This window comes from Bacillus sp. FG16, assembly GCF_057809515.1.
Genome location: NZ_JBMDKC010000041.1, coordinates 11,703 through 27,479, shown reverse-complemented (window position 1 = coordinate 27,479; position 15,777 = coordinate 11,703). Strand labels below are relative to the sequence as shown.

Sequence of the window (15,777 nt, the reverse complement as noted above, 5' to 3'; positions counted from 1 at the left end):
ATACTAAGTAACTGTGGAAAATGTAGGGTGATTGTAGTTTAATAGTAAAGAGAATGATTAGTGTTAATTTTCTTAGTTTTGAAAAAATAAGGATATAAATGTTTTAATAGGGGGGAATAAAGTGAAATTCGTAAGCATTGAAAAAAATGAGGTCCTAATTGGGAATATGGCAAATTTGTATTGTAAAGTATTTGAGAAAACAAATTTCAATGAAATGATCGAGCGAATGAATAGGCATATAGAATATACAGGTTTTAAAGGTATAGTAGCAATAAATGATGAAAATGAAGTAGTTGGTTTTACTTATGGTTATCGCTCAATGGAGGGACAGTACTATAATCAATTAATGAGAGAAGTGTTACATCTAGAGCAAGTAGACGAATGGTTGCAAGATTGTTTTGAATTTGTAGAGTTAGCAGTTCACCCACAATATCAAAATAAAGGTCTTGGAACGAAATTACATAATAAATTACTAGAAGGGGTTTCAAATAGAACGAGTGTTTTAACAACACAAATAAACAATGAAAAAGCACGTTCGTTATATGAAAGATTAGATTGGATAAATGTATTGGAGCCATTTCATCCAAGTAAAAATGATGTTCCATATGTAATAATGGGAAAAGCATTAAAAACAAAAGTGAATTGATAATTATGGCATTCACAAAAATTATTGGTTTGTAATAATGAAGGGGAAAACAACAATGATATCTATAGAAAAAGCTACAATTTTAGATGCTAAAAAGTTAACAGAAATAATGAAAAGAACATTTGATGCAGAAGCAAAACAATGGCTATACGGCCAAGATGATGTCATTGATTATAACATTCAACCGCCAGGATATTCTTCAGTTGAAATGATGGAATATTCCATTGAAGAATTGGATTCTTTCAAAGTTGTAACGGATAAAGAAATAATCGGAGGGATAATAGTTACGATTTCTGGTAAGTCGTACGGTCGAATTGATCGTATTTTTGTAGATCCTGTTTATCAAGGAAAAGGAATTGGATCACATGTTATGAAATTAATAGAAAAGGAATATCCAAACATAAAGATTTGGGATCTCGAAACATCTAGTAGACAAATTAATAATCATCACTTTTATAAAAAGATGGGTTACCAAATGATTTTTGAGTCGGAAGATGAGTATTGTTACGTGAAAAGAATAAAAACAAGCTCAAACAAAGAGAGTGTAGTTACAAATAAAGATATGAAAAATAGTCAATACGAAAACTGTAATTTAGCAAATACAGAGTATTATCAAGTGAATTTAAAAAACAGTTCATTTGTTGGTAGCAATATAATGAATATGAATATGAGTAATTGTAATGTAAGTCAATCAAAGTTTAGAAATATAAATTTTAGATGGTCATCATATGCAGATTTAAATCTTTCTGGCAGTAAATTTAATTTGGTGACTTTAGGTGGAGTACAATTTAAAAATACAAGTCTCGGAGATGAGAAGGAACCTATTTTATTCAATAAATGTGATTTGGAAGGTAGTACCATAAGTGATAGTAATCTGAAAAATATTGAAATAGAAAATTGTGATATAGTCGGTATGAAACTAAATGGCATTCCGATTGAAAATTTGCTTAATTTATATAACAAGGTGAAAAGTTAACCATATCCATATAGTTGTTAATCTTTTTGGAAGTTAAGTATTATATCGAAATAATTATGTAAAAATGACACAAAGAAATACGGATGAGAAGGTCATTCATGATCGTTTCTAGAATACACCACAAATATATTGTTATTTATATGGAGGAGAGAAAGATGGGGATTAACGTTAGAGCGGTAGAAATACAAGATGCTAGAGCAATTCATCGTATATGTATACAAGATGACGTTTTACCGTATATGATTTTCTTACCTAGCATGCGTGTAGACGCTATGGAAAATAGAATTCGAAATTTAGCACCAAATCAATTTGAATTTGTTGCAGAATATGATAGAGAAGTTGTTGGGTTTGTAGGTTTAACACAAAGCCAGGGCCGAAGATCTCATTCAGGTGATTTATTCATTGGGGTAGACAGTGAATATCATAATAAAGGAATTGGGAAAGCACTTCTTACGAAGATGCTTGATCTGGCTGATAATTGGTTAATGATAGAGAGAGTAGAACTAGGTGTGTTAGAAACGAATCCAAAAGCAAAAGCTTTATATGAAAAATTTGGATTTGTAGAAGAGGGAGTAAAGATAGGGAATTTGAAAGCTCATGGAAAGTTTATTAATGAAATTATGATGAGTCGTTTTAGACCGGATGGTTTAATTGTACATAATGAATAGTTAAAAGCATGACAGTATACTGTCATGCTTTTTTATTAGAACTTGGCTGTAATAAAAATAATACTAAACCAATAAAAATAACGGTAATTCCTAGTCCTTGTTGTAAAGAAATGGTCTCATGTAATATAAAGTACGCTAGTATACAAGTGCCAATTGTTTCTCCTAAAATACTCATTGAAATTACAGTAGCACTCATCCATTTTAATAACCAATTAAAAATGGTTTGTCCTAAAATTGTAGCAATGAAAGCTAATCCAATAAAGCACAACCAAGTTTGTGTAGAGTAATGCATGAAAGATTCTTGTTGCGTGAAAGCAAATATGCCAAGAAAGCCAGCACTACTTCCATAACTAATTACCGAATATGGTATAAGTGCTAAATCTTTACGAACGTGTTGGCTAATGAAAAAATAAGCAGTAATGATACCGGCAGCGATAAATGCTAAAATATCTCCATATAAAGTTTCTCCGCTAATTTGGAAATCTTGCCAGCCAATGATGATACTACCTGAAATAGCGATGAGGCAACCAATAACTGCTCCTTTCGTAAATCTCTCCTTAAATAAAAAATAACCACCAATCATTGAGAATAAAGGTTGTAGCGTTACGATAACTGTAGAGCTTGCTACAGAAGTATATTGTAATGATTCAAACCATAGTACATAATGTGCAGCTAAAAATAGCCCAGATATGAATCCGAATACCCATTGTTTTTTCGTTAAATTTTTTAGCTCATTTCGACTATTTTTATTAAATAGTAATAACGGTAACAGAATTAGTGTGGCAAAGAATAATCGGTAAAAAGCAATGATTGTCGCAGGAGCATCTGCCAATTTTACAAAAATAGCTGAAGTTGATAAGGCGAATACACCAAAAAATAAGATGCAATATGAAAGAATAGGTGATTTCAAAGTTTGTCCCTCCGATAGAATGTTTATTATAATAAACTTAATGCGATATAATGTACAAAGGTAAGTATATAAGTCCCGGAGATAATAGGGAAGGGTTATTTGCCTTTGTTTAGTATGTCAGCACAAAGACAACGAAACATGCATTATGATGGACGAAAGGAAGTTTTACTATGGTACATGATAGGCTTGGACAAACAGTATTAAGTTATCGTAAGAAAAATAATATGACAATTCGTGAATTCGCTGATTATGCAGGGATTAGTACGTCGTTAATTAGCCAAATTGAAAGAGGACATGCTAATCCTTCTTTAAATGTTTTGGAATTAATTGCAAAAGCATTAAATGTACCGCTGTTTACACTTTTTATTAACGATATTGATACAGATTCGCTCATTTCTAAGAAAAAAGATCGAAAAAAAGTATATCGGGAAAACAATAATCACATTGTATATGATGTATTAACACCTGATTTTATGAAAGCACGTATTGAAATGCTAATGATGGATTTAAATAAACAAGCAAACACAACAGAAAGCCATTATTCCCATGAAGATAAGGAAGAAATTGCTGTTGTTATGAAAGGGGAAGTGTATGTGGAATTGGAGGGAAAAGAATATTTTTTAGAAGAAGGCGATGTTGTACGTATTCCACCGAATGTGAAGCATCGATTTTTGAATAAAAGTGATGCATCGAATCACATTTTATTTGTACTGACACCATCTTTAGGATGAAAATATAGTGATTTTTATCCCGCATTAACGGGCAGTAAGACCTCCCTCGAAATTCAGTGAAAGCAAAGAAGTTAGGTGGGGGATTAACTGCCCGTAAATGCCCGATTGGTTCAACTAATAATCAGTGGGGGGATGAACAAAACCCCCACTGATTAAAGTTTCACTTTATTAGGGGAGATAGAAAATGGAAAACAAAAGTATTTTAAAAGGCGGTCTTTCAATTATTTCTCAATGTAAAAAAGAAACAAATGATATTTGGCATGCGCATTTTGGAGCAGCTGCAATTGCTAGTTATTTTTTTATGAAAGATAATAATATTGATGAAGAAACAGCTCGTAATATGTATTCGCAAACAAGGATGATGCTAAGCAAGAAAAAAATTGGTGAGATGATTGATGATAAAAAAGAAATAGATTTTCAGATTGCGGAGAATATGATTATAAAATCTTTAGAACAAACGATTGATGAGCTTCATTGGGTGGGGCATAACGTCATTTATGCATCATTAAGTTTATTAGCTATGAAAGAGCTACAAAAATGGGGTAATAATCAAGCAATTGAAGGGATTACTACTCTTATTTTATCATTTCGAAAAACAATTCCAGGTAGATCGTGGATTGGTTATACGACGAAAGAAGTAAAACAATTAAGTTTTGAAGATGAGATACAAAGTGAATTGAGTAATCCAACACAAGTATCTCAGTTCATTTTAAATGAGTTATCGAAATTTAATAGTATTTATCGAGCGGAATCACATCATGATTTAATTGGGCATTTGCTTACATACTCCCACGCAATTAATATAATGTACGATTTAGGACATATAGATATATTTCAACGAGGGATACGTCCGCTTTTAAAACTAGTATACGTACTAAGAGCTAGCCAAAAGCTCAAGCTGAATACGGAAATAACTTTACACTCACCTATAGATCGATTACCTTTAATTCAATCTAAACGTGCAAATATTTTACCAACTGAAAATATATTTTGGATAAAAGACTATAGTGAATTCGATTGGGATTTTGGTCATGTATTTAAATTCTCATATAGTTATTTTAATCATATAAAAAGAGCTCCAAATTATAAAGATATCACATTAGAAAAATTCCGGTATGTTATTCATTCTTAATGAACGTTAATGATCTGTAAAAGGAAGTTTAACCTAGTTTTTTTGTTAGTAGTATATTATTTTTTCAAATATGTAAGATTTTACATGCGTATTTTACTTTTACTAATTATGTAAGTAGGCTATACTGAAATACATACATTTTATTTTTGGAGAGATGTAAAACGACATGGAACTAGCGAAATTGGAAAAAGTAATTGAAATAAAAAAAGAAGAACTTTTATATTTAGTATCGGATTATGGAATTCAACATGAAAAAGTATTGGCATTGAGTCAAGAACTAGACAAATTAATCAATTACTTTATGTTTTTAAAATAAAGAGAACTATGACGGGGTTTGTAAATGTTATAGTTCTTTTTTATTAGGCAATTTGAAAATATATTCAAATATATTGTCTAATTTCTTACAGAATGCGCAACTTGCTAGTCGAATATAAGGACTTTTGGTTATAATAAAAAAGAATTATTAATTGTATCGGTTAGGAGCGCAGTACATATGAAAACAGTTGTTGTTATCGGTGGAGGTATAACGGGACTTTCTACTATGTTTTATTTAGAAAAATTAAAAAAGGATTATAATATCGATTTAAATTTAATTCTTATTGAAAAAGAAGAGTATTTAGGTGGTAAAATCCATAGTGTGGAAGAAAAGGATTTCATTATGGAGTCAGGAGCGGATTCAATCGTTGCTCGTAATGAACATGTTATGCCACTTGTAAAAGATTTAAATTTAGAAGATGAAATGGTATATAATGAAACGGGTATTTCTTACATATATTCTGAAAACATGTTACATCCGATTCCTTCTGATACTATATTTGGGATACCGATGAGCGCCCGGTCGTTGTTTAGCAGTACGCTAGTCTCAACGAAGGGGAAAATCGTAGCTTTAAAAGATTTCATAACGAAAAATAAAGAGTTTACGAAAGATACATCACTTGCTCTATTTTTAGAAAGCTTTTTAGGCAAAGAGTTAGTGGACAGACAAATTGCTCCTGTGCTTTCAGGCGTATATTCTGGTAAATTGAATGAGCTTACAATGGCATCTACATTACCGTATTTACTGGATTATAAAAATAAGTATGGAAGTATTATTAAAGGTTTTGAAGAGAATAAAAAACAATTTCAATCAGCAGGAAATAAAAAATTCGTATCATTTAAGGGTGGACTATCTACGATAATTAATCGCTTAGAAGAAGTGCTGACTGAAACTGTCGTAAAAAAAGGTGCTATAACGACGGCTGTAAGTAAACGAGAAGATCGATATGAGATTTCTTTTGCAAATCATGAAACAATACAAGCTGATTATGTTGTTTTAGCAGCTCCACATGATATAGCGCAAACTTTATTACAGTCTAATGAGTTAAATGAGCAGTTTAATACATTTAAAAACTCATCTCTTATAAGTATTTACTTAGGATTTGACATACTAGATGAACAACTACCAGCTGACGGTACGGGGTTTATTGTAACGGAAAACAGTGATTTACATTGTGATGCTTGTACATGGACAAGTCGAAAGTGGAAACATACATCGGGTAAACAAAAATTATTAGTAAGAATGTTTTATAAGAGTACCAATCCGGTATATGAAACAATCAAAAATTATAGTGAAGAAGAACTAGTACGAGTAGCTTTATATGATATTGAAAAGAGTCTCGGAATTAAAGGTGAACCAGAAGTAGTCGAAGTTACAAATTGGAAAGATTTAATGCCGAAATATCATTTAGAACATAATCAAGCGGTTCAAACATTGCAAGAAAAAATGACGAATCTTTATCCAAATGTATATTTAGCTGGTGCCTCATATTACGGTGTCGGAATTGGTGCGTGTATTGGAAATGGAAAGAATATGGCCAATGAAATAATGGCTACATTAAATAAATAATACTGTAGAATAAATAAAAACTGTTCCTTCAGCAAAATGGAGGAACAGTTTTTATTTATTTTATTTGAATGGAAATTTTATTGTTTTTTACATTGTTTTCTTTTATTGTTAATGTTATTTCTCCAGACTCTTTAAATGAATACGGTGATAGTTGATACATATCTTTTATATCATGTTTTTCTTGTAATTTACTTATCGGTATTAATACGATAGTTGGCGTCCATGTTTCTCGTTTTCCTGAAGGATATTCTATAAGTATTAACGGATTTTGTAACTGCATTGTTTTCCAATAGACGAAATATAATTGTACTTCTGTATCTTTTTTCAATAACTCTTCGGAGAAATAACCGAATTCGCCTACATTACCGAAAACAGTGTAGTTTTGATTTTTTAATTTAATATCTAAATAACTAGGTTGATATGTTACTGCATGATAAGTTCCATATGAAAGTGAGAGTATGGCAGCGATTAAAATACCGATTGAAAATGTCTTAAAGCTATTGCCTTTAAAGTTAGTCATCATGAATGAGTTTGGTGTGAATTTTTTTGCGAATAAAAAAATAAGTAATATGAGTAAGAGGGATAAGCCGATGAATATATACATAGGAAATTTACACCTCCACAATAAAATAATATATCAACTATATTTTACCATAAATGTATGGGGTAGGGTGGTTGTTTGGAAGGAGAAAATGAAGAAACAATTTTTTTACAGTTCTTGATAATTTGAAATTCGATTTATGGAAATTATAGCGTAATGTTTGAGTAGTAATCAGAAGGTATCCAATTTGTGTATATAGAATAAAGAAGGAATGCGTCATTAGAAATGTTTGATTTATGGAACAATAAGGACTTTACTAATTATAAATATTTTTTCTGATATAATAAATGAGTAGAGAGAAAGGAGTGATCCTATGGCATTTCCTATATTAGAAACAGAACGCTTACGTTTAGTTGAAATAGAACAATCTTATTGTCAAAAAATATATGAAATCTTTTCATTGGATGAAGTAACGTGTTATTACGGTATGAATTCTTTTACGGAGTTTGGACAAGCTTCACGTATGATCGAATCTTTTTCGAAAAATTACTTTGAGAAAAAGGCAATACGATGGGGAATTGTGTTAAAAGAAACGAACGTTTTAATAGGAACAATTGGACTAAATAATTTACAATTATGGAGTAAACGATCTGAGATTGGATATGACCTGCATCCTCGTTATTGGGGAAATGGTTATGCGTCAGAAGCGGCTCGAGAAATTATTGATTATGGGTTTAAAGATTTAGGTTTGTTTAGAATTGGAGCTATTACATATCCTGAAAATGTTACTTCTTGTAGAATGTTATCTAAAATCGGCTTTCAAAAGGAAGGTCTATTGCGCGGATATATTCATCAAGGAAATAAGCAACACGATGCATTATTGTATTCTATAGTGCGAACTGATATTGAGGACATAAATTTATAATAAAAAAAACCTCTTAATTAAAAGAGGTTTTTTTTATTATAAATTAACCTAATTTAGGTAATAAACGTTCTCCGCTTTTCATACTACTTTTACATAAAGGGCATTTAGGCTCTTCTTCAAATGAAAAGTTCTTTCTCATCCATCCTAAACAATCCTCTGATTCACATTCCCAAACAGGGGTTTGTTCTGGTGGTACTTCTGCTACATCGTTCTTTCGATTGCGATACATGTAACCACTCCTTTTATGTAAAAAATTTTAGTTATATATTAAAAAGGTTGTTAACCTTGCTGGTAACAACCTTTTTATTGTTTGAATTATAGCTTTACAACGTTTTTAGCTTGAGGTCCGCGGTTACCGTCTTCAACTTCGAAGCTAACTTCTTGACCTTCGTCAAGAGACTTGAAGCCGTCGCCAGTGATAGCTGAGAAGTGAACGAATACGTCGTTACCGTCTGCAACTTCGATGAAACCGAAACCTTTTTCGCTGTTAAACCATTTTACTTTACCTGTTAATGTCATGGTAATGCCTCCTAAAAGTAGAAAAATTACAATATGATCGGCCTTATTTGAATGAAAATAAAAGTTCACATATTATCAAAAACCCATAAGGAGTACAAAATGTCCCTGATTGATACTTGATAATATGCAAAGAAAATATAGTGTTAAATTGACCTTAATTACTATCTTACAACAAATGGTGGGAAATAGCAAGTGCTGGTAATACCAGTGTGAAATAGGGATGGTAAAAGACACAAAAACATCTCTTTTATTTATATATTATTCCTAATTTTGGTTTATGATAAACTAAGAACATTTTTATTGGGAAATTGTATTAGTGAATCGATATATAGTATAAGAATAGTGTTGATGTATTTGTTAAGGAGGCGAGAATATTGCAGTCTAATAAATTTAAAATAATTGAAGCAGCCAAAGAAGGAAGAAGAAAAGTTCATCCAGTATTTGCTGTTATACTTGCAATTGTATTTTTAACTTTAGGTGAATTGTTTATGTTATTTATGTTGTTTTTACCGAAAGCAGAAACGCTTTTAATGAAAGCAATTTATAGTGATATTGAAATGATATTGACGTTTGGCGGAGCTATATTTTTTGTTTTTTTATGGATTAGATTTGTAGAGAAAAGATCAATTTCATCCATTGGATTTTGGAGGAATCAGTGGATAAGAAAATATTTAAGAGGTGTATTAATAGGTTTTGTTTTTATTTCAATACCAGTCATGCTACTTTTATTAACTGGAAATGTACAACTACAAATGCAACACATTACACCAACCGCTATACTTGGAATTGTGGGATCTTTAGTTGCTTTTTTAATACAAGGTGCAACAGAAGAAATTGTTGTTCGGGGTTGGTTATTTCCAGTTCTTTCTGTTAGAAGCCGTATATGGATCGGTATTGTTGTAACTTCATTTTTATTTGGTTTTCTTCATTTACTAAATCCAGGTATTACAATTCTTTCAATATCGAATATAATATTAGTTGGTGTGTTTGCAGCTTTTTACGTTTTGAAAGATAGTAGTCTTTGGGGGATATGCGCATGGCATTCCATTTGGAATTGGGCACAATATAACGTATTTGGTTTTGCGGTTAGTGGAATGACAATGTATTCTACACCACTTTTTAAACCTGTAACAACTGGATCGGAATTCCTTCATGGAGGCTCGTTCGGAATTGAAGGGAGTATCATTACAACAATAATGCTCTCTATCGCTTCAATTGTTTTATGGAAACAGTTATGGGGGAGAAAAGCGAAACAACGAGATTTTAGTTAATGAAAGAGGGAGAAACTATGGGGATTATAGCGTTTGAGGGAGCGAGTGCGGTTGGTAAGAGCACAACGTGTCGTGAGTTAGAAAAGAATTATGGTGCTTATATTATACCTGAAGTGAATTTTTTATTTGAAAGACCAAAAAATGAGCATAGAACATGGTATTTTGAAAAACAAGTAGAGCGCTGGAAAATAGCAATGCAGAAGTCAGAGCAATATGAATTAGTAATACTTGATGGAGACATTTATCAGCCACTTAGCTATAATTGGTGTTTCCATTTTGAAATATTTGATCAGTCATTATCTTTAATAGAAGACTTTTATAAGGAAAAGCTGATACATAGGGAAATTGGTTTTCCTGATCAATATTTTTATTTATATACGAATGATGAAGAACTTAGAAAACGGAAAGAATCTGATGAGACGAGAAGAAGAAGAAACTTTGAAAAGCATTTACATATATCAAAACCACTTCAGCGTTATTATGAAAATTTAAATACCGTTACAGACGGGTATTGTAAATTAATTGAGGCGAAAAGTGTAAAATCGAATGAAATAGAAATTGTAAATAATTTAAACAGTTTAAATGTTTGTGAAGAAAGACGTTTTGATGTTTCGAGGTTAGATGCTATTACGAAGTGGTTAAAAGAAAATTGTGCATAAAGTAAAAACAACGAGTGTTGTAGAACGCGCTCGTTGTTTTTTTGCTTCTTTATAAATATAAAGGAAAAATTTGTAGAATACTTTCAATATTTAACAGAATAATCTTTCAATTTTAAAGGAAAAGAAATACAATATGAGAAAGTATATATAAATAATATGATAGGGGATGGGATGCGATATTTTAAATGAAGTAACAGTTTTTATATAAAAAATAATTAGGTAGTCAGAACAGAGATATTTGGGAGGAAACAAGCGCGATGAAAACACTATTTAAAATAATCGGTATTCTAGCTGGTATGGCGGTAATCGGAGTAGGTTTAACATATGGTATGCTGCATTATTTAAATAATAGTAAACCAGCTGCGAAAAAGGCATCACCAGCTGCTCCAGCAGTAGAAGTACTAGCTGATAGTAACGTAAAAGCAGAAGATGCGAAGCTTTTAGAAAATGGAAACTATTCATTACCGAATAGTGGTTTTAATAAAAATTTTAAATGGACAGATGAGAACATACAGACAGCATTACATGAAATGGCACATCAAAAAGCGAAAGCTGATCAAAAGTGGGGCTATATTTTTATTACACAAGAACGGATTGAAAGTTTAATTGATATTGTAAAGAGTAACGATCTTGTACAGGGAAGTACATATGTAGAAATTTTAGAACGATGGAAACAAGGAAAATATGAAAAAGTTGATGGGGATCATAATAAGATTTGGAAATTACAAAGTGGGAATTTAGGAGAAGGAAAAGGAGTAATGTCGGAAGCTGAGCAAAAAGAATTAATTAATCAAGTGTTTATGCAAAAAGGTACATATTCAGGTAGTAAATTAATTGCAGATGGGGGAAAGACTAATAAATAATATACTAATTAATGAAAGGGAGTAATTGCTTATTAGGCAATTACTCTTTTTATATGTACTTCTTAATATCTTAATCTCGTTCAAGTAAGGAAAGAAACGACTGTAGTACCGGAGAAATCCATCTAGATTTATGATAGATGACATGACTTTGAATAAATGCTGGAGTTTCAATAGGCTGAAAACATAGTTGTTCTTTTTGACAACTCTCTTGTACAACGATATAAGGAAGAATTGAAATGCCTAACTCACACATGACGGATTGTTTAATGACTTCAACATTGGAAGTTTCAAATGTTTTAGCTGGAATATTTCCGCTTTGACGTAAAAAACGATCTACCATTGGCCTATAGCCGCAGCTTTGTTCTGTAAAAATGAACTGGGTGTCCTGTAATAACTGGAATGGATTTGTATGTGCAGCGGAATAAGCTGGTAAAATCCATCCAAATGTTTCATTACTAAAAGTTCGCGTAATAAAATCATTATGTTCTATACTTTCTCCAATTATGAAGACAATGTCTGTTTCTCCTTCACGTAATTTTTGTAATGCTTGTTCATTTGTGTTCGTTTCAAGTACGATATTTACTTTCGGATTTTTCTGTTTGTAAGTACGTAACAATTGTGGTAAGCGGTATACCGCTAATGATTCATTAGATGTAATACTCAATGTACCTTCTAAATAATCTGTATTTTGGGGGATTTCTTGCGCTTTTTCATATATTGCAAGTAATTCTAATGCATAAGGATGAAATTGATGACCTGCTTTTGTAAGTAGCACTTTTTTCCCTAACCGATCGAAAAGAGGAATATGTAAATCGTTCTCTAAAGCTTTCATATGTGCTGTAACAGTAGATTGCGCATAACCTAGCGCGTGCGCAGCTTTAGAAAAATTACCATACTTCACAATGGCGCAAAATGTTTTAACATGTCTCATTTCCATAAGCGATCCCTCTTTTATTATCATGATTTGTGAATGATTATATCATGTATTTTAATTTTCCAAATGATTAAATTCTGTATAAAATGAAATTGTAGAAATATTCATTCAGGTGATATTGGAGGAGAAAAGATGATCAAAAAGGGCTATCATGTAGCTGTTGTTGGGGCTACAGGTGCGGTAGGGCAAAAAATTATTGAACTGTTAGAGAATGAAATGAAGTTTAATATAGTTGAAGTTACATTGCTTTCGTCCAAACGATCCGCTGGTAAGAAAGTAAGATTCAAAGGACGAGAGATAATTATACAAGAGGCAAAAACAACTAGCTTTGAAGGTGTAGATATTGCCTTTTTTAGCGCTGGGGGAGAAGTATCTAGACAATTTGTAACTCATGCAGTTTCTAGTGGTGCGATTGTAATTGATAACACAAGTGAGTACCGAATGGCGCAAGATGTACCGCTCGTTGTTCCGGAAGTGAATGCGCACACTTTAAAACAGCATAAAGGTATCATTGCAGTTCCAAATTGTTCAGCATTACAGATGGTAACAGCACTTCAGCCGATTCGAAAATCATTTGGTTTAGAAAGAATTATCGTTTCAACATATCAAGCTGTATCGGGTTCTGGCATTCATGCGATTCATGAATTACAAGAGCAGGCTAAGTCTATACTTGCAGGTGAAGAAGTGAAGAGTGATATATTACCGGTGAAAAAAGATAAAAAACATTATCCAATAGCATTTAATGTACTGCCTCAAGTAGATATATTTACAGACAATGATTTTACTTTTGAAGAAGTCAAAATGATTCAAGAAACGAAGAAAATATTAGAAGATGAAAACTTGAAAATGGCAGCTACTTGTGTACGTGTTCCAGTTGTATCGGGGCATTCAGAATCGGTTTATATAGAACTGGAAAAAGAAGCAAGCGTTGCGGAAATTAAGGAAGTATTAATGGATGCACCAGGTGTTATTTTGCAGGATAACCCTAGTGAACAGCTGTATCCAATGCCATTATATGCAGAAGGGAAAATAGATACATTTGTCGGAAGAATACGTAAAGATCCTGATACGCCAAACGGATTCCACCTTTGGATTGTTTCCGATAACCTATTAAAAGGTGCGGCTTGGAATTCAGTTCAAATCGCAGAGACTTTAGTGGAAAAGGGGATACTTTAATATAGTTTAAAAAACTGGGGAATCGTTAATGATTCCCCAGTTTGTATTTCATAATTGTTTTCTTTATTTCGGCCAACTTTAATTAAAATTAGTCGTTATTGAATTTTTATAAATATCTACTTTATGTGCAGTGAAGCGTAAGGTTTTGGATTCTGCATGAATTGTAAGATTAATAATAATCGATAACGGCATTTCGACCGTTTTCACAATATCTTCTATAGCAATATACTCATTTTTTGCTTCCTTATAATAAACAACAGAACGAATTACGGCCTCGTCACCTTCAATATCAATTTCACACATCATAGGGAATTTTTCACCATTATGTAAGAATAATTCGCCTAGTACGATTGAACCGTTTAATTCTTCTGTAAAATTAGTAGTTGCCGCTGGTTTTACCCATGTTTCGTCATGTTCTTCGTTTTCCTCTTCATCTATTGCCCATTCCCAAATGGGGTTTTGTTTTAGGTCCTCAATAGTTAATTTATCAATTGGTTTGCAATTATTCATACATAAATTCTCCTTTTATTTTGATAAGTAAGTTTCTTAGTTTCATGAATTAGATGATTGCTTATAAGTGGATTCAACAAAGTATTTTGCTCATTTGATATCCAAACTACTTTATTTTGAAATAAAGTTATTACAGCAATATTAACAAAACTTTAATTGTCTAGTAAATAATTATTAGTGGAGATATTAAAATGGGATGGTGTTAAAGAAAGATAGTAAAAAACATCAAGGATGAATGAAATCCATTTGGTATGATATGGATATATCCAATGTGAGGGGGAGTTTGATGTATCAAGTAAAGGGGTATTTTTCATCATTAAAAGGAAGTTATTATGAGATTGGAAAGCAACAAGGGGAGTTCGTGAAACAAAATCCGTATCTCATCCCGCAATTTATACACGAAGAAAATGTAATATCTAATAACCATTGGACAGAATCGAGAAATATACTAAACAAACATTGTCCAGGCATAAATGAAGAAATTGAAGGTTTTTGTGAAGTGTTGAAAATTCCTTCTAAAAATATAATGTATTACTATCAAACACTATTGAAAGCAGGTTGTAGTCATTGTGCAGTATTACCTAAAAAGACAGATTCAACTCACACTTATGTATTAAGAAACTATGATTTATCACCAGTAATAGATGATATGCGTTTTTGCTCGACGCATGTTGAAGGTGCGTATGCGCATAGTGGTTTTTCTACTCAATATTTTGGTAGAACAGAAGGAGTTAATGAACATGGATTATCTGTTACATTTTCAGCATGTGGTCAACCAGTAGGAAATATTGAAGGTCTACGAAAGCCAGTAGTAAGTGGTTTACAATGTTTTGCGGTAATTCGACTGTTATTGGAGAAATGCAAAAATGTGCAGGAGGCTAAGTCACTAATAGAAGAAATACCAATTGCTAGTAATATTAATTTAATACTAGCTGATCCTTTAAATGCAGCATATATTGAAATATTTGACGGTCATAAATCCACAATAACGATTGATGGTGAAAAACAAGCTTTTATTGTATCAACAAACCATGCAGTTAGTTCATCAATTCAGAAATTAAATAATAGGAGATTAGAACAATCTACAAAGAGATATCACGTTTTACATGAGCATTTAAATAGATATGAACAAGTAAGCATAGAGTCTTTAAAAAAATTAGTAGAAGAAGAATATCCTGCTGGACTAACTGTACATAACTATGAAGAATGGTTTGGAACTTTACATTCTGTATTATTCGATTTACATGATCGTACAATGAAGATTTGCTTCGGATCACCACTTTTAAACGACTGGTACCTATTGAAAGTTGGAGGAAGTATGCCGTTTTCTGAGGTGAACGTGAACTTTAAAAATAAAACTTATACTGACTTTTGGAGGGAAGATAAGAATAAATTGATGCCTAAAAGATAAATGGGATAAGATGGTAATAT

General features: G+C 31.9%; 19 protein-coding genes. 13 read left to right on the top strand and 6 right to left on the bottom strand.

The features are described 5' to 3' along the window. Nucleotides 1-121 precede the first annotated feature (121 nt). From ACODS7_RS16315 to ACODS7_RS16305, 3 genes are all read left to right on the top strand, one after another. Nucleotides 122-646 (top strand): GNAT family N-acetyltransferase, encoded by a 525-nt coding sequence (locus ACODS7_RS16315; protein ID WP_243168104.1) that lies wholly within the window; start codon nt 122-124, stop codon nt 644-646. Between the two features lie 37 nt (nt 647-683). After that, on the top strand, nt 684-1,622 hold the full coding sequence (locus tag ACODS7_RS16310) for a GNAT family N-acetyltransferase (RefSeq protein WP_088114366.1): 939 nt from the start codon (nt 684-686) through the stop codon (nt 1,620-1,622). A gap of 155 nt (nt 1,623-1,777) precedes the next feature. Continuing rightward, nucleotides 1,778-2,290: a GNAT family N-acetyltransferase gene (locus tag ACODS7_RS16305; protein ID WP_029442273.1), complete on the top strand. Its 513-nt coding sequence runs from the start codon at nt 1,778-1,780 to the stop codon at nt 2,288-2,290. Between the two features lie 22 nt (nt 2,291-2,312). Here the strand turns inward: ACODS7_RS16305 and ACODS7_RS16300 are convergent, their stop codons facing one another. Then, a complete protein-coding gene (locus ACODS7_RS16300; protein ID WP_029442274.1) occupies nt 2,313-3,200 on the bottom strand; it encodes a DMT family transporter in 888 nt (295 codons plus the stop codon). Nucleotides 3,201-3,370: 170 nt separating this feature from the next. Here ACODS7_RS16300 and ACODS7_RS16295 point away from each other — a divergent pair, with 170 nt between their 5' ends. The 4 genes from ACODS7_RS16295 (at nt 3,371) to ACODS7_RS16280 (ending at nt 6,948) form a co-directional block, all read left to right on the top strand. Further along, nucleotides 3,371-3,931, top strand: coding sequence for a helix-turn-helix domain-containing protein (locus ACODS7_RS16295; RefSeq protein WP_098138893.1), 561 nt, complete (start codon nt 3,371-3,373; stop codon nt 3,929-3,931). Between the two features lie 184 nt (nt 3,932-4,115). Beyond that, the gene (locus ACODS7_RS16290; protein WP_029442276.1) at nt 4,116-5,063 is read left to right on the top strand and encodes a hypothetical protein; all 948 of its coding nucleotides are present in this window, start codon (nt 4,116-4,118) and stop codon (nt 5,061-5,063) included. A 166-nt stretch (nt 5,064-5,229) separates the two neighbouring features. Beyond that, complete coding sequence (locus tag ACODS7_RS16285) at nt 5,230-5,379, top strand: aspartyl-phosphate phosphatase Spo0E family protein (protein WP_000417698.1); 150 nt, start codon at nt 5,230-5,232, stop codon at nt 5,377-5,379. Between the two features lie 177 nt (nt 5,380-5,556). Beyond that, entirely contained in the window at nt 5,557-6,948 is a 1,392-nt protein-coding gene (locus tag ACODS7_RS16280; protein WP_043938960.1) for a protoporphyrinogen oxidase, read from the top strand. A 55-nt stretch (nt 6,949-7,003) separates the two neighbouring features. Here the strand turns inward: ACODS7_RS16280 and ACODS7_RS16275 are convergent, their stop codons facing one another. Continuing rightward, nucleotides 7,004-7,552 (bottom strand): hypothetical protein, encoded by a 549-nt coding sequence (locus ACODS7_RS16275; protein WP_043938958.1) that lies wholly within the window; start codon nt 7,550-7,552, stop codon nt 7,004-7,006. A gap of 310 nt (nt 7,553-7,862) precedes the next feature. On the opposite strand from ACODS7_RS16275, the gene ACODS7_RS16270 reads away from it, so the two are divergent. Then, nucleotides 7,863-8,414, top strand: a complete 552-nt coding sequence (locus tag ACODS7_RS16270) for a GNAT family N-acetyltransferase (protein WP_000885398.1) — start codon at nt 7,863-7,865, stop codon at nt 8,412-8,414. Between the two features lie 43 nt (nt 8,415-8,457). On the opposite strand, the gene ACODS7_RS16265 is transcribed toward ACODS7_RS16270, so the two are convergent. Then, nucleotides 8,458-8,643: a cold-shock protein gene (locus tag ACODS7_RS16265; RefSeq protein ID WP_000286203.1), complete on the bottom strand. Its 186-nt coding sequence runs from the start codon at nt 8,641-8,643 to the stop codon at nt 8,458-8,460. 86 nt (nt 8,644-8,729) lie between these two features. Beyond that, nucleotides 8,730-8,933 carry a cold-shock protein CspD gene (gene cspD, locus ACODS7_RS16260; RefSeq protein ID WP_000176365.1) on the bottom strand — a complete coding sequence of 68 codons (204 nt, stop codon included), beginning with the start codon at nt 8,931-8,933 and terminating at the stop codon, nt 8,730-8,732. A 374-nt stretch (nt 8,934-9,307) separates the two neighbouring features. Here cspD and ACODS7_RS16255 point away from each other — a divergent pair, with 374 nt between their 5' ends. From ACODS7_RS16255 to ACODS7_RS16245, 3 genes are all read left to right on the top strand, one after another. Further along, complete coding sequence (locus ACODS7_RS16255; RefSeq protein ID WP_043938955.1) at nt 9,308-10,204, top strand: CPBP family intramembrane glutamic endopeptidase; 897 nt, start codon at nt 9,308-9,310, stop codon at nt 10,202-10,204. Beyond that, a complete protein-coding gene (locus tag ACODS7_RS16250) occupies nt 10,204-10,863 on the top strand; it encodes a nucleoside/nucleotide kinase family protein (protein ID WP_043938953.1) in 660 nt (219 codons plus the stop codon). Before ACODS7_RS16255 ends, ACODS7_RS16250 begins: the two co-directional genes overlap by 1 nt. Nucleotides 10,864-11,120: 257 nt before the next feature. Then, nucleotides 11,121-11,726 carry a PRK06770 family protein gene (locus ACODS7_RS16245; protein ID WP_029442281.1) on the top strand — a complete coding sequence of 202 codons (606 nt, stop codon included), beginning with the start codon at nt 11,121-11,123 and terminating at the stop codon, nt 11,724-11,726. Nucleotides 11,727-11,796: 70 nt separating this feature from the next. Here the strand turns inward: ACODS7_RS16245 and ACODS7_RS16240 are convergent, their stop codons facing one another. Further along, nucleotides 11,797-12,663 carry a LysR family transcriptional regulator gene (locus tag ACODS7_RS16240; RefSeq protein ID WP_016081671.1) on the bottom strand — a complete coding sequence of 289 codons (867 nt, stop codon included), beginning with the start codon at nt 12,661-12,663 and terminating at the stop codon, nt 11,797-11,799. A 129-nt stretch (nt 12,664-12,792) separates the two neighbouring features. Between ACODS7_RS16240 and ACODS7_RS16235 the strand changes: the two genes are divergently transcribed. After that, a complete protein-coding gene (locus ACODS7_RS16235) occupies nt 12,793-13,836 on the top strand; it encodes an aspartate-semialdehyde dehydrogenase (protein WP_043938951.1) in 1,044 nt (347 codons plus the stop codon). A 78-nt stretch (nt 13,837-13,914) separates the two neighbouring features. On the opposite strand, the gene ACODS7_RS16230 is transcribed toward ACODS7_RS16235, so the two are convergent. Next, nucleotides 13,915-14,346 carry a hypothetical protein gene (locus tag ACODS7_RS16230; protein ID WP_029442283.1) on the bottom strand — a complete coding sequence of 144 codons (432 nt, stop codon included), beginning with the start codon at nt 14,344-14,346 and terminating at the stop codon, nt 13,915-13,917. A 286-nt stretch (nt 14,347-14,632) separates the two neighbouring features. Between ACODS7_RS16230 and ACODS7_RS16225 the strand changes: the two genes are divergently transcribed. Beyond that, entirely contained in the window at nt 14,633-15,757 is a 1,125-nt protein-coding gene (locus ACODS7_RS16225; RefSeq protein WP_029442284.1) for a C45 family autoproteolytic acyltransferase/hydrolase, read from the top strand. Nucleotides 15,758-15,777: the final 20 nt, after the last annotated feature.